Below are 13,143 nucleotides of genomic sequence, written 5' to 3' on the forward strand. Positions count from 1 at the left end.
GGACCCTATCCATCGGACCAGCCGCTTGGCACGGGAGGTCCCGGTTGTCCCCCGTCCGGGGTTCGACTCCACAGTGAACTTCACGGAAGGCCGGCCCGCCGCCGTCCCGGCGAAGTCGGGGAAAATTCCCTCGCCGCTCCCCGGTGCGCCCTGGTAGGCATGGCCTCATGGCAACCGACTTCCCGACCGGCTCGGACAGCGAGCCGCGCGTGCTGCGACCGGACGACTGGGATCCCTGGTACGACACCCTGATCCGCTCCTTCGGCGGGGTGCCGGAGACCACCGAGGAGCGGGAGCTGTGGAACGCGCTCACCGAGATCGACCGCTCGCTGGGCGTCTGGGAGGGCGACGCCTGCGTGGGGACGGCGGGGGCGTTCTCGTTCCGGCTGACCGTGCCCGGCGGGGCGTCGGTGGCCACGGCGGGCGTGACGATGGTCGGGGTGGCGGCCACGCACCGCCGGCGCGGGGTGCTGACGTCCATGATGCGACGGCAGCTGGACGACGTACGGTCCTGGGGTGAACCGCTGGCGGTGCTGACCGCGTCGGAGCCGGCGATCTACGGCCGGTTCGGGTACGGCGCCGCGACCTACGGGCTCAGCGCGGACATCGACACCGGCCGGGTAAGGCTGTCGGTGCCGGCCGCCGCCGATGACGTACGGCTGCGGTACGCGGCACCCGCCGAGGTCCTCGACGTGTGCGAGGGCGTCTACGCCCGGCTGGTGCCGTCGCGGCCCGGGATGCTGGCGCGGCGGCCGGGGTGGGAGCGGCTGGGCCTGCTCGATCCGGAGGGCGAGCGGGACGGGGCGTCACCGTTGCAGTGCGTCGTCGCCGAGCGGGACGGCGAGGTCTCGGGGTACGCGCGCTTCCGGGTCAAGCTCGGATGGGGTGAGGCGGGGCACGACGGCACGGTGGTGCTGACGGACCTGGCGGGCCTCGATCCGGCGACGGAGGGCGCGTTGTGGCGGTTCCTGTTCGGGGTCGACCTGACGACGACGCTGTCCGTGCGGGGGCGGCCGGCCGACGAGGGGTGGCAGTACCAGGTGTCCGACCGCCGGCGGTGCCGGCCGCGGTCGCGGGACTCGCTCTTCTTGCGGCTGGTGGATCTCCAGGCGGCGCTTCAGGCCCGGACGTACCAGGTGCCGGTGGACGTCGTGTTCGAGGTGGAGGACGACTTCTGTCCCTGGAACGCGGGGCGTTGGCGGCTGACCGGGGACTCCAAGGGCGCGTCGTGCGCACGGACCACGGACGCGGCCGATCTCGCCCTGTCCGTGCGGGAGTTGGGGGCCGCTTATCTCGGTGGGGTGGGCCTCGGGGCGCTGGCGGCGGCCGGGCGGGTGCGGGAGATCCGGACCGGGGCGCTGGCGGAGGCCGCGGTCGGGTTCGGGAGCACCGTGGCGCCCTGGCTGCCGCACGGTTTCTGAGGGGCCGGGGGCGGGCCGGGGGGCCGGGTCAGGCGCGCTGGCAGCCGGGGCACCAGAAGAGGTTGCGGGCGGCGAGGCCGGCGGTGCGGATCTCGTCGCCGCAGAGGTGGCAGGGCCGCCGGTCCCGGCGGTAGACGTAGACCTCGCCGCCGTGGTCGTCGACGCGCGGTGGGCGGCCCATGGCCTCGGGGGTGTGCTCGGGGCGGACCGTGTCGATGCGGTTGTTCCGCACGCCCTCGCGCATGAGGCCGACGAGGTCGCTCCAGATCGCGTCCCACTCGGCGGGCGTGATGTCCCGCCCCGGGCGGTACGGGTCGATCCCGTGCCGGAAGAGGACCTCCGCGCGGTAGACGTTGCCGACCCCGGCGATGACCTTCTGGTCCATGAGCAGCGCGGCGATCGTGCTGCGGCTGCGGGAGATCCGCCGGAGGGCGGCGCCGGGGTCGGCGTCGTCGCGGAGCGGGTCGGGGCCGAGCCGGTCGTGTATCGCCCGCTTCTCCTCGCCGGTGACGAGGGCGCAGGTGGTCGGCCCGCGCAGGTCGACGTACCCGGTGTCGCCGGACAGACGCAGGCGGACGGTGTCGGTGGGCGGCGGGGCGGGCGCGTCACCGAAGGTGACCTTGCCGAACAGGCCCAGGTGGATGTGGACCCAGTCGGCGTCGCGGAAGCGCAGGAAGAGGTGCTTGCCGTGGGCCTCGGTCGCCGTGAGGACGGCCCCGTCGAGGAGGTCCGCGGCGTCGGAGAACTTGCCCTGGGGGCTGGTGACCCGGGGGGCCGTGCCGGAGAAGCGGGCGGCGTAGTCGTGCGCCAGCCGGTGGATCGTGTGGCCCTCTGGCACGTCCCGCGGTTCCTTCCAGCCCCCCGGGAGGGGTCTCGGTGCTGCTGACTGGGTCCCGCCGGCTCAGTCCTGCTGCGGGTGGTGCGCCGGGATCGGCGGCAGTTCGCCCGCGGTCTCGTACGCGGCCAGCATCGCGATACGGCGGGCGTGGCGCTCCTCGCCGGTGAACGGCGTGTTCAGGAAGGTCTCGGCGAACTTCGTCGCCTCGTCCCGGGAGTGCATGCGGGCGCCGATGGAGATCACGTTGGCGTCGTTGTGCTCGCGGCCGAGCGCGGCCGTCTCCGCGCTCCAGGCGAGTACGGCGCGGACGCCCTCGACCTTGTTCGCGGCGATCTGCTCGCCGTTGCCCGAGCCGCCGATGACGATGCCGAGGGCGCCGGGGTCGGCGACGGTGCGCTCCGCGGCGCGGAGGCAGAACGGCGGGTAGTCGTCCTGGGCGTCGTAGACGTGAGGGCCGCAGTCGACGGGCTCATGGCCGGCCGCCTTGAGCCACTCGACGAGGTGGTTCTTCAGTTCGAAACCGGCATGGTCGGAGCCGAGATACACGCGCATGGGACGAGTGTGACATGCGGCGGGCGGGGCAGCAGGGTCGGGTGGCGGGACCGAAAAATGTGAGCAACGCCACCGATCCTCAGGAAAACCTCAAGTAACGATCCAGAATCAAAGGTTCAAGAATCAGTTCACCTCAGATTCACTGGTCCGACTCGTACGCCGCTCGTACGACTCGTACGCCGCTCGTACGGGGGAATTGCTCACCCGGCGCAAAGGAAATCCGTCCCATGACTTCGCAGCCGACCCTGACTAAGGCCGGAAGCGGCCCCGGAGGCCCCGAGGGAACCGGCGATCCCGGTTCCGGATCCGGTCTCCAGGCAGGGCTCAAGAACCGCCATCTGTCGATGATCGCCATCGGCGGTGTCATCGGCGCCGGACTCTTCGTGGGGTCCTCGTCCGGTATCGCCACCGCCGGTCCCGGCATCCTTCTCTCCTACGCTCTCGTCGGCACGCTCGTGGTGCTGGTGATGCGCATGCTCGGTGAGATGTCGGCCGCCAACCCGACCTCGGGTTCGTTCTCCGCGCACGCCGACCGGGCGCTCGGCAGCTGGGCCGGGTTCTCCATCGGCTGGCTGTACTGGTTCTTCTGGGTCGTCGTGCTGGCGGTCGAGGCGACCGCCGGCGCGGTGATCCTGGAGGGCTGGATCCCGGCCGTCCCGCAGTGGGCCTGGGCCCTGATCGTGATGGTGGTGCTGACCGCGACCAACCTCGTCTCCGTCGGGTCGTACGGCGAGTTCGAGTTCTGGTTCGCGGGGATCAAGGTCGTCGCGATCGCCGCGTTCGTCGTCATCGGCGGTCTGGCCGTCTTCGGCCTGCTCCCGGGCGTGGACAGCGAACAGGCGGGACTGGCGAACCTGACCGGACACGGCGGCTTCCTGCCCAACGGGCCGGGCGCGATCCTCACCGGTGTGCTGCTCGTCGTCTTCTCCTTCATGGGCAGCGAGATCGCCACGCTGGCCGCCGGTGAGTCCGAGAACCCGCAGCGGGCCGTCACCAAGGCCACCAACAGCATCATCTGGCGTGTGGCCGTCTTCTACCTCGGCTCGATCTTCGTCGTGGTGACCCTGCTCCCGTGGGACAGCAAGTCCATCGCCGACGACGGCTCGTACGTCGCCGCGCTGGACTCCCTCGGCATCCCGCACGCCGGTCAGATCATGAACTTCATCGTGCTGACGTCGGTGCTGTCCTGTCTCAACTCCGGCCTCTACACCGCCTCGCGCATGGCCTTCTCGCTCGGCCGGCGCGGTGACGCGCCGAAGTCCTTCGCCCGGACGACCGGCCGGGGGGTGCCGCGCACGGCGATCCTCGTCTCCGTCGTCTTCGGCTTCGTCGCCGTGTTCTTCAACTACAGGTTCCCGGACTCGGTCTTCCTGTTCCTGGTGAACTCCTCCGGCGCCGTCGCCCTGTTCGTCTGGCTGGTGATCTGCTTCTCCCAGCTGCGGATGCGGAAGATCATCGAGCGGGAGTCGCCCGAGAAGCTGGTCGTGCGGATGTGGCTGTACCCGTACCTGACCTGGGCGACCGCCGCGCTCATCGTCTTCGTGCTCGGCTACATGCTGACCGACACCGAACACGACGGACGCAGGACCGTGCTGCTGTCGCTGCTCGTCGCCGCCCTGGTGCTCGCCGCCGCCGTGGTACGCCGGCGGGTCGGCGGGCGCAAGCCCGTCGAGACCGCCGCGCGGCCCGCCAAGGTGCGCGACTAGGCACGGCCCTGCCAAAGAGCTTCACGCCGCTGTGTCCCCTCACAGCGGCGTGAAGCTCTTTTTCACGTCCTCGTAGACCGCGAGCGCGCCGTCCTCCCCGGCCGGCTGGTACCAGGTGTTGATCTGGTACGACTTCCCTCCCGCGTCGAAGCCGAGCAGCCGGGCGCGCCAGGGGACGCCGTCCAGCGTGAAGGCGTACTCCCAGACCACCGCCGGGTGGCCGCGGAACGTGGTCTCCTCCAGCCGGATCTTGCGGTAGTCCCGCCCCTGGTGCGCGTTGCGCTCGGAGGTGCGCCAGCTGTCCATGAGGTCCCCCCGGGCCAGCGAGGACTTGGCGACCAGTTCCTGGGTGCCCTCGGGTGACGTGTAGTGCACCTCCGCCCCCGTCCTCACGTCCCGCCGCCAGCCCCCGGGCGTCACCCAGGCGTACCCGCCCGCCTCCACGCGGGCACCGGGGGGCAGGCTCGGCGGCCGCGAGGTACCGGCGACCGTGGGAGAGGTGGAGGCGGGCGCCGGGGCCGTGTCGGAGGCGCCGGCCGAGGAGGCCGAGGGCCTGCCGTCCGCCCGGGTGCCGTCCGGGGTCGTCGCCGCCCAGACGATCCCGGCCACCGCGGCGGCCGTGAGGACACCGGCCGCGGCGGCGACCGCCGTCCGTGCCGTCCGGCGTCCGGTGGGTCCGGACGGCACCGCGGTTCCCGGCGGCTCACCGCCCGGCGGTGTCTCCGCGGCGCCCGGCGCCGGGCGCCGCTCGGTCACGGCCCGCGCCCGCTCCGGCGAGACACCGCCCGCCGGCCGGCGCCCGGGCGGCGAGGGCGTCACGAGCACCGGCGTCGGCCGCTCCCGCACCGCCTCCGGCACGGTCGGGGTCGGTGTGGGTCCCGGCGACGCCACCGCGCGCAGCGCCGCCTCCAGCGCGTCGAGGCCAGGCCGGAGGTCCGGCTCCTTGCGCAGCAGAGCGCCCAGCACCTGCCCCAGCGGTCCGGCCGACGGCGGGATTTCGGGCTCCTCGTAGAGCACCGCGTGCAGTGTCGCCAGCGTCGTGTGCCGGGAGAAGGGGGACTGGCCGGCCAGTGCCGCCGACAGCGTCGCCCCGAGCGACCAGACGTCCGACGGCGGGCCCTGCGGGCGCCCGGAGATCCGCTCGGGGGCCATGTAGTCGGGCGAGCCGACCAGCATCCCGGCCATGGTCAGCGCCTTGGTGTCCTGGATCGCGGCGATGCCGAAGTCGGTGAGCACGACCCGCCGGCCGGCCGCCTCGACGAGCACGTTCCCCGGCTTGATGTCGCGGTGCAGCACCCCGCGCGCGTGCACCTCGCGCAACGCCTCCACCAGCCCCAGCCCGATCCGCGCCGCCTCGCCCGGACCGAGCGGCCCGTCCTCGGCCGTGATCTGCTCCAGCGAGCGCCCGGCCACCAGTTCCATGACGATCCACAGGCGTTCCCCCTCGTCCACGACGTCATAGACGCGCACGACGTGGGGATGGTCGATCCGCGCGGTGGCCCGCGCCTCGCGCAGGGTGCGTTCGCGGCGGGTACGGGCGTCCTCGGCGTCCAGGCCGTCGATGCGCATCTCCTTGACCGCGACCGGCCGGTCGAGCATTTCGTCGGCGGCTCGCCACACCCGCCCCATTCCCCCCTGACCGATGCTTTCGGCCAACCGATAGCGCCCTGCCACCAGTAACCCCGGAACACCGGAACTTCGCGTATTTCCCGGCAATTCGCTGCACCCCCCTCAATTACGCCCCAACAGCCACACGTCAGGCCGTACCAGCATAGTGCGGAGAAATCTTGTGGTACCTCTTCAAGTACTGCGAATTCAGGCGCAGGCAAGGGGGGCGAACATGCGTTCATTTCATGGGGCGACCATCACCGGATCGCTGGTGGCGGCATCTTTCTCGGCCGTGCTGATCCTTTCCGGCACGGCCGGGGCGGACGACCAGGGGCCGGGGAGCGACAAAGGCGGAAAGGCCGTCGACAAAGCGCCGGCGGGAGTGGAACTGACCACGCTGCTGCCCGAGAAGATCTCGGTCCACAACGATTCGAAGGAAACGGCGATCACCGCCACGGTGAAGAACGGAGGGACGCAGGACAGCGGTCCGGTCAAACTTCTGGTCGTCGGTTTCGACGGGCTGACGGTCACGAATGTCGAGGGCTGCTCCGCGATTCCGGAGGGCGACCTGCCGGAGGGTTCCAACAGCGGTTTCGCCTGCTCGCTGGACGACCTGGCGGCGGGTGCGTCGAAGTCGTACGCCGTCGACGCGACCTACGACCTCGGAAAGACCGGCAAGATCTGTCTGCCCGTGCAGAACGGCGACGGGAGCAGGACGTTCTGGCAGCAGGGCCCGGTCCCGTTCGGCACGACGAACCCGTCGCCGAACGCCCCGGCCACCCCCCTGCTGCTCGGCACCGACAACAAGCCGGTGGCACCGGGCGGCGACGAACTGCCCAGGACCGGCCCCGCCCGTGACGTCCTGCCGCTCGGCGCCGCCGGCCTCGCGCTGGTCGCGGCGGGGGCCGCGGGAGTGTGGTGGTCACGGCGCCGGCCTGCGTGACGGCGGCCCGGAAGACGCGGAGGGCCGGGGTGCGCGGTGTCGCGCGCCCCGGCCCTGCGTGGGACCACTCGGCCGTCAGCGCCTGTCGAGGAGCTTCCAGGCGGCCGGCAGCAGGCCCATCGCGAGCGCCGCCTTCAGCGCGTCCCCGATCAGGAACGGCGTGAGCCCGGCCGCGATCGCGGCGGAGGCGGACATGCCGGTGGCGAGGGCCAGGTACGGAACGCCCACCGCGTAGATGATCGCCTCGCCCAGCAGCATCACGCCCGCCGTCCGCCACGGCGAGCGGTCGGCGCCCCGGCGGGCCAGCGCGCCGACGGCGGTGGCGGCGAGCAGCAGGCCGATGACGTAACCGAAGGACGGGGCGGCGGCGCCGGAGCCGGCCTCCGCGAACCACGGCATCCCGGCGACGCCGGCGAGCCCGTACAGCGCGAGGGAGAGGAAGCCGCGTCCGGCGCCGAGGGCGGTGCCGACGAGCAGCGCGGCGAAGGTCTGGCCGGTGACCGGCACCGGGCTGCCCGGGACCGGCACGGCGAGCTGGGCGGCGAGGCCGGTGAGCACGGCGCCACCGACGACGAGCGCGACGTCGCGGACGCGGGAGGCGGGAAGCAGGTCGGCGAGGACCTGGCCCGGGCGGGCGGGGGCTGCGGCAGCGGTGCTCATGGGGACTCCGCGAGTGAGGGCGGTTCGGGACACCGTGACGCTAACCCAGGGCACCAGGGCCGACCACCGTCACCGCCCGACAAAGGGACGGACGTCGCTGTGGTGGGCTCCTCACAAAGAGTGGTGATTACACGCGGACCGGAGTGATAACAGTCACTGAGGTGGAGGCGGGTGGCTCTCACGGGAAGCGTGGAGCGCGCTCTGTAGGGTCTCGCCAAATGGGCGGCCGGGAGGAAATCCTGACCCGGCCTTTACACTCCGGATGATTGTCCTTCTTATCCCCTCACGTACTGGACGAGTCGCTCCCATGTCCCGCACCACCCCCACAGAGGCCCCGCCACAGGCGGACGCGGCCCTCTCCCACGGACTCAAGCAGCGCCATCTGTCGATGATCGCCCTCGGTGGCGTGATCGGCGCCGGGCTGTTCGTCGGCTCCGGGGCGGGCATCGCCGCCGCCGGTCCGTCGATCGTCGTCGCCTATGTCATCTCCGGCATCCTCGTGATGCTGGTGATGCGGATGCTCGGCGAGATGTCGGCGGCGTATCCGTCCTCGGGCTCGTTCTCCGCGCACGCCGAGCGGGCGATCGGGCCGTGGGCCGGGTTCACCGCGGGGTGGGCGTTCTGGGTCCTGCTGTGCACGGCCGTCGGGCTGGAGGGGATCGGCGCCGCCAAGATCGTCAGCGGCTGGCTGCCCGGCACGCCGGAGTGGGCGTGGGTGGCCCTGTTCATGCTGGTGTTCTGCGGCATGAACCTCGCGGCCGTGAAGAACTTCGGTGAGTTCGAGTTCTGGTTCGCGGCGTTGAAGGTCGTCGCGATCTCGCTGTTCCTGGTGCTCGGCGTGCTGGCGATCGCGGGCGTCCTGCCCGGCACGGACTCCCCCGGCACGAGCAATCTCACGGACTTCCTGCCGGGCGGCGGCGAGGGCCTGGTGATCGGCCTGCTCGCCTCGGTGTTCGCGTACGGCGGCCTGGAGACGGTCACCATCGCGGCGGCCGAGTCGGAGGACCCGGTGAAGGGCGTGGCGAGCGCGGTCCGCACGGCGATGTGGCGCATCGCGCTGTTCTACATCGGCTCGATGGCGGTGGTCGTCACCCTCGTGCCGTGGGACTCGAAGGCGGTCGTCGAGGACGGCCCCTACGTCGCCACCCTGGACCGGCTCGGCATCCCGGGCGCCGGGCAGCTGATGAACGTCGTGGTGCTGGTCGCGCTGCTGAGCGCGATGAACGCCAACATCTACGGCGCCTCACGCATCGGGTACTCGCTGGTGAAGCGGGGCCAGGGGCCGAAGGCGCTGGGCCGGGTGACGGGCGGCGTCCCGCGCAACGCGGTGCTCGCGTCGTCGGTGTTCGGCTTCCTGTGCGTGGTGCTCAGCTACTGGCGGCCGGACGACGTCTTCCCCTGGCTGCTGAACATGATCGGCGCCGTGATCCTGGTCGTCTGGATGTTCATCGCCGTCTCACAGCTGCGGCTGCGCCGCCGGCTGGAGCGGGAGGCGCCGGGGAAGCTGGTCGTACGGATGTGGGCGTTCCCGGTGCTGACCTGGGTGGCGCTGGCGGGCATGGTCGCGATCTTCGTCCTGATGGCCAGGGAGCCCGGCACACGGGTGCAGCTCTACTCGACGGGCGCCATGACGCTGGTGCTGGCGGCCGTCGGCTACGCCTGGCAGCGGTCACGCGCCCGGCGCTGACGCCGCGATACCCCGGAAGGCCCCCGCGTCCACACACGGGGGCCTTCTTCTTGCTAGGTTGTAGTTGCATACTCATTGCAGTAAGACTGGGGCGGCCCGCCGCTCGTCCTGCCCCGTGATCGCCTTCTCACCTTTCACGTCGGCAGGCGGAAAGACGAAAGCCCCCGCGAGGACGTGACTCGCGGGGGCTTTCGGTGAGCCGGAGGAGGCTCAGGGGCCGAGGAGGCTCAGAGAATCAGAGAATCAGAGACTCGGAAGCCGAGGCTCAGAGGTTGCTGAAGTCCGGGCCCTGGGTGCGGGTGCGCTTGAGCTCGTAGAAGCCCGGGACCGAGGCCACGGCGAGGGTGCCGTCCCAGAGGCGGGCGGCGTCCTCACCCCGGGGGGCGGGGGTGACGACCGGACCGAAGAAGGCGACCTCCGTGCCGCCGGGCCCCGGAACCGAGATGACGGGCGTGCCGACCTCCTGGCCGACCTTGTCGATGCCCTCCTGGTGCGAGGCGCGCAACTCGGGCTCGTAGGGGGTGGCGTCCCAGTGCTCCATGAGGGACTCGGGCAGGCCCACCTCCTTCAGGGCGGCGGCGACCGCCTCCTTCTCCGGGCCCTGACCCTCGTTGTGGATACGGGTGCCGAGCGCGGTGTAGAGACCGCCGAGCACCTCGGGGCCGTGCTCCTGCTGGGCCGCGATGACGACACGCACCGGCCCCCACGCCTTGGTGGCCAGCATCTCGCGGTACTCCTCGGGGAGTTCGTCGAGCCTGTTCTCGTTCAGGACCGCGAGGCTCATCAGGTGCCAGCGCACCTCGATGTCGCGCACCTTCTCCACCTCCAGCACCCAGCGGGACGTCATCCAGGCCCAGGGGCAGAGCGGGTCGAACCAGAAGTCGACGGGGGTTTTGTCCGACATTTCTCTCCTCATGAGGAAGTGAATCTCCCGGGAACTCCCGCAGGAACACCGCCACGCGCCGGACCATTCCCGGCTGCCCCGCGTCAGCAGCACATGGGAGGATCAGTCCTGTTCAGCCGTGTCCGACGAACCCGCGTCCGACGAACCCGAGGGAGTGCCGCCCGTGCCCGGTGAGAATCTGACCCGTGACGAGGCCCGGGAGCGGGCCGCCCTGCTGTCCGTCGACGGGTACGACGTGTCGCTCGACGTGCGCTCCGCGCTCGGCGAGGCGTCCGGCGACGGGCCGCGCACCTTCCGCTCGGTGACCACGATCAGGTTCCGCTGCGCCGAGCCCGGTGCGGCGAGCTTCGCGGACCTGATCGCGCCGGACGTGACCGCGGTCTCGCTGAACGGCCGGGACCTCGACCCCAGCGAGGTCTTCGACGGCTCCCGGATCCTGCTGGAGGACCTCGCCGCCGACAACGAGCTGATCGTCGACGCGCTGTGCGCCTACTCCCGTACCGGTGAGGGCCTGCACCGCTTCGTCGACCCCGAGGACGGCGAGGTGTACCTGTACACCCAGTACGAGCCGGCCGACGCCCGCCGGGTCTTCGCCAACTTCGAGCAGCCCGACCTCAAGGCGCCGTTCCGCTTCGAGGTGCGGGCGCCGGAGGGCTGGACGGTGTGGAGCAACGGCGCCGGGCAACTCGCGGACGGTGTCTGGCGGTTCGCCGAGACCAAGCCGATCGCCACGTACATCACATGCGTCGCGGCGGGCCCGTACCACTACGTCACGGACTCCTACACCCGTGAGTTCGACGACGGCACGACGCTGGAGATCCCGCTCGGCGCGCTGTGCCGCAAGGGCCTCGCGCCCTACTTCGACACGGACGAGATCTTCCGTCTCACCAAGCAGGGCATGGACTTCTTCCACGAGCGGTTCGACTACCCGTACCCGTTCGGGAAGTACGACCAGGCCTTCGTGCCCGAGTACAACCTCGGCGGGATGGAGAACCCGGGACTGGTGACCTTCCAGGAGGAGTACCTCTTCCGGGGGAAGGTCACGCAGACCTCGTACGAGCACCGCGCCACGGTGATCCTGCACGAGATGGCGCACATGTGGTTCGGCGACCTGGTCACCATGGAGTGGTGGGACGACCTGTGGCTGAAGGAGTCGTTCGCCGACTTCATGGGCTCCTTCTCGCTGGTCCGCGCCACCCGCTTCACCGACGGCTGGATCGCCTTCGCCAACCGCCGCAAGTCCTGGGCCTACCGCGCCGACCAGCTCCCGTCCACGCACCCCGTCACCGCCGACATCCGCGACCTTCAGGACGCGAAGCTGAACTTCGACGGCATCACCTACGCCAAGGGAGCGAGCGTCCTCAAGCAGCTCACGGCGTACGTCGGCGAGGAGGCGTTCCTGGAGGGCGCGCGGCGCTACTTCAAGCGGCACGCGTACGGCAACACGCGCCTCGCCGACCTGCTGTCGGTGCTGGAGGAGACCAGCGGGCGGGACATGGGCGCCTGGTCGCGGTCCTGGCTCCAGACCGCCGGCGTCAACTCGCTCACCCCGCAGGTCCTGCTGGACGCACAGGGCCGCGTCGAGGAGCTGGCGGTGCTGCAGGAGGCGCCCGAGTCGCACCCCGAGCTGCGCCCGCACCGGGTGCGGATCGGGCTGTACCGGCGCGGCGCGGGCGGGGCGCTGGAGCGCTACGCCGCCCAGGAGACGGACGTCGACGGGCCGCGCACGGTCGTGACGGGGCTGGCCGGCGCCGAGGCACCGGAGCTGGTCCTGGTCAACGACGACGACCTCACCTACTGCAAGATCCGCTTCGACGAGACCTCGCTCGCCACCCTCAAGGAGGCGCTGGGCGAGCTGACCGACCCGCTGGCCCGGGCCCTGTGCTGGTCGGCGCTGTGGAACATGACCCGGGACGCGCTCCTGCCCACGCGGGACTTCGCCGACCTGGTGCTGCGGTTCGCGGGACGCGAGTCGGACATCGGCGTGCTGCAGATGCTGCACGCCTGGGCGGAGTCGGCGCTCGTCCACTACGCGGCGCCGAAGTGGCGTCCCGTCGGTGAGGAGTTGCTCGCGGAGGGCGCGCTGCGGGAACTGCGGGCGGCCGGACCCGGCAGCGAACAGCAGCTGGCCTGGGCACGCTTCTTCGCGTCGGTGGCCTCCGGCGCGGAGCACCTCCGGCTGCTCCAGGGGCTGCTGGACGGCACGGAGGGCATCGACGGGCTCGTGATGGACCAGGAGTTGCGCTGGATGTTCCTGGAGCCGCTCGCCGCGCACGGGGCCGCCGACGAGAAGACGCTGGCCGCGGAGCTGACCCGGGACGACACCGCGTCCGGCAGGCGCCGCCAGGCCCGCTGCCTCGCCGCCCGCCCCTCGGCGGCGGTGAAGGCGCAGGCGTGGGCGCAGGTCGTCGAGTCCGACGCGCTGTCCAACGCGCTCGTCGAGGCGACGATCGGGGGCTTCGGCCGGCCGTCCCAGCGCGACCTGCTGGAGCCGTACGCCGAGAAGTACTTCGAGGTGATCGAGCGGGTCTGGCGGGAGCGGTCGATCCAGATCGCCATGCACGTGGTGCGGGGCATGTTCCCCGGGCTGCGCGCGAGCGAGGACACGCTGACGGCGACGGACGCGTGGCTGACCGCGCACGAGGACGCCGCCCCGGCCCTGCGCCGCCTGGTCCTGGAGTCCCGCGACGACCTGGCCCGGGCCCTGCGCGCACAGGCGTGCGACGCGTCGGCGGGCTGACCCATAGCTTTGGCCTGAGCTTGGGCCGTTGGTCACCGTTACGAAATTCAGGCAACAACAACCGTAACCCCTGGTCCGCACCCG

The 13,143-nt window shown here is 71.5% G+C and carries 10 protein-coding genes; 5 read left to right on the forward strand and 5 right to left on the reverse strand.

From position 1 onward, the window contains the following. Positions 1-167: 167 nt before the first annotated feature. Complete coding sequence (locus ACWCPM_RS00960) at positions 168-1,421, forward strand: GNAT family N-acetyltransferase (protein ID WP_450973982.1); 1,254 nt, start codon at positions 168-170, stop codon at positions 1,419-1,421. Between the two features lie 28 nt (positions 1,422-1,449). Here the strand turns inward: ACWCPM_RS00960 and ACWCPM_RS00965 are convergent, their stop codons facing one another. Both ACWCPM_RS00965 and ACWCPM_RS00970 read right to left on the reverse strand, forming a co-directional pair. Beyond that, a complete protein-coding gene (locus tag ACWCPM_RS00965; RefSeq protein WP_450973983.1) occupies positions 1,450-2,259 on the reverse strand; it encodes an Fpg/Nei family DNA glycosylase in 810 nt (269 codons plus the stop codon). A 63-nt stretch (positions 2,260-2,322) separates the two neighbouring features. Continuing rightward, positions 2,323-2,811 carry a ribose-5-phosphate isomerase gene (locus ACWCPM_RS00970; RefSeq protein WP_450973984.1) on the reverse strand — a complete coding sequence of 163 codons (489 nt, stop codon included), beginning with the start codon at positions 2,809-2,811 and terminating at the stop codon, positions 2,323-2,325. A 227-nt stretch (positions 2,812-3,038) separates the two neighbouring features. Here ACWCPM_RS00970 and ACWCPM_RS00975 point away from each other — a divergent pair, with 227 nt between their 5' ends. Next, the gene (locus tag ACWCPM_RS00975) at positions 3,039-4,517 is read left to right on the forward strand and encodes an amino acid permease (protein ID WP_450973985.1); all 1,479 of its coding nucleotides are present in this window, start codon (positions 3,039-3,041) and stop codon (positions 4,515-4,517) included. A 39-nt stretch (positions 4,518-4,556) separates the two neighbouring features. On the opposite strand, the gene ACWCPM_RS00980 is transcribed toward ACWCPM_RS00975, so the two are convergent. Then, positions 4,557-6,146 (reverse strand): protein kinase domain-containing protein, encoded by a 1,590-nt coding sequence (locus ACWCPM_RS00980; RefSeq protein WP_450974089.1) that lies wholly within the window; start codon positions 6,144-6,146, stop codon positions 4,557-4,559. A gap of 211 nt (positions 6,147-6,357) precedes the next feature. Here ACWCPM_RS00980 and ACWCPM_RS00985 point away from each other — a divergent pair, with 211 nt between their 5' ends. Beyond that, positions 6,358-7,068, forward strand: coding sequence for a hypothetical protein (locus tag ACWCPM_RS00985; protein WP_450973986.1), 711 nt, complete (start codon positions 6,358-6,360; stop codon positions 7,066-7,068). Positions 7,069-7,143: 75 nt separating this feature from the next. Here ACWCPM_RS00985 and ACWCPM_RS00990 read toward each other — a convergent pair whose 3' ends face one another. Further along, the gene (locus tag ACWCPM_RS00990; RefSeq protein ID WP_450973987.1) at positions 7,144-7,728 is read right to left on the reverse strand and encodes a biotin transporter BioY; all 585 of its coding nucleotides are present in this window, start codon (positions 7,726-7,728) and stop codon (positions 7,144-7,146) included. Between the two features lie 307 nt (positions 7,729-8,035). Between ACWCPM_RS00990 and ACWCPM_RS00995 the strand changes: the two genes are divergently transcribed. Further along, a complete protein-coding gene (locus ACWCPM_RS00995) occupies positions 8,036-9,415 on the forward strand; it encodes an amino acid permease (protein WP_450973988.1) in 1,380 nt (459 codons plus the stop codon). A 265-nt stretch (positions 9,416-9,680) separates the two neighbouring features. Here ACWCPM_RS00995 and ACWCPM_RS01000 read toward each other — a convergent pair whose 3' ends face one another. Beyond that, on the reverse strand, positions 9,681-10,319 hold the full coding sequence (locus ACWCPM_RS01000; protein WP_450973989.1) for a mycothiol-dependent nitroreductase Rv2466c family protein: 639 nt from the start codon (positions 10,317-10,319) through the stop codon (positions 9,681-9,683). A gap of 163 nt (positions 10,320-10,482) precedes the next feature. On the opposite strand from ACWCPM_RS01000, the gene pepN reads away from it, so the two are divergent. After that, the gene (gene pepN / locus ACWCPM_RS01005) at positions 10,483-13,059 is read left to right on the forward strand and encodes an aminopeptidase N (protein ID WP_450974090.1); all 2,577 of its coding nucleotides are present in this window, start codon (positions 10,483-10,485) and stop codon (positions 13,057-13,059) included. Positions 13,060-13,143: the final 84 nt, after the last annotated feature.

It is taken from the genome of Streptomyces sp. NPDC002309 (assembly GCF_053593375.1).

Coding starts and splice junctions, on each gene's coding strand:
- ACWCPM_RS00960 (WP_450973982.1), top strand. CDS start 168: ATGGCAACCGACTTCCCGACCGGCTCGGACAGCGAGCCGCGCGTGCTG.
- ACWCPM_RS00970 (WP_450973984.1), bottom strand. CDS start 2,811: ATGCGCGTGTATCTCGGCTCCGACCATGCCGGTTTCGAACTGAAGAAC.
- ACWCPM_RS00975 (WP_450973985.1), top strand. CDS start 3,039: ATGACTTCGCAGCCGACCCTGACTAAGGCCGGAAGCGGCCCCGGAGGC.
- ACWCPM_RS00980 (WP_450974089.1), bottom strand. CDS start 6,146: ATGGGGCGGGTGTGGCGAGCCGCCGACGAAATGCTCGACCGGCCGGTC.
- ACWCPM_RS00985 (WP_450973986.1), top strand. CDS start 6,358: ATGCGTTCATTTCATGGGGCGACCATCACCGGATCGCTGGTGGCGGCA.
- ACWCPM_RS00990 (WP_450973987.1), bottom strand. CDS start 7,728: ATGAGCACCGCTGCCGCAGCCCCCGCCCGCCCGGGCCAGGTCCTCGCC.
- ACWCPM_RS00995 (WP_450973988.1), top strand. CDS start 8,036: ATGTCCCGCACCACCCCCACAGAGGCCCCGCCACAGGCGGACGCGGCC.
- ACWCPM_RS01000 (WP_450973989.1), bottom strand. CDS start 10,319: ATGTCGGACAAAACCCCCGTCGACTTCTGGTTCGACCCGCTCTGCCCC.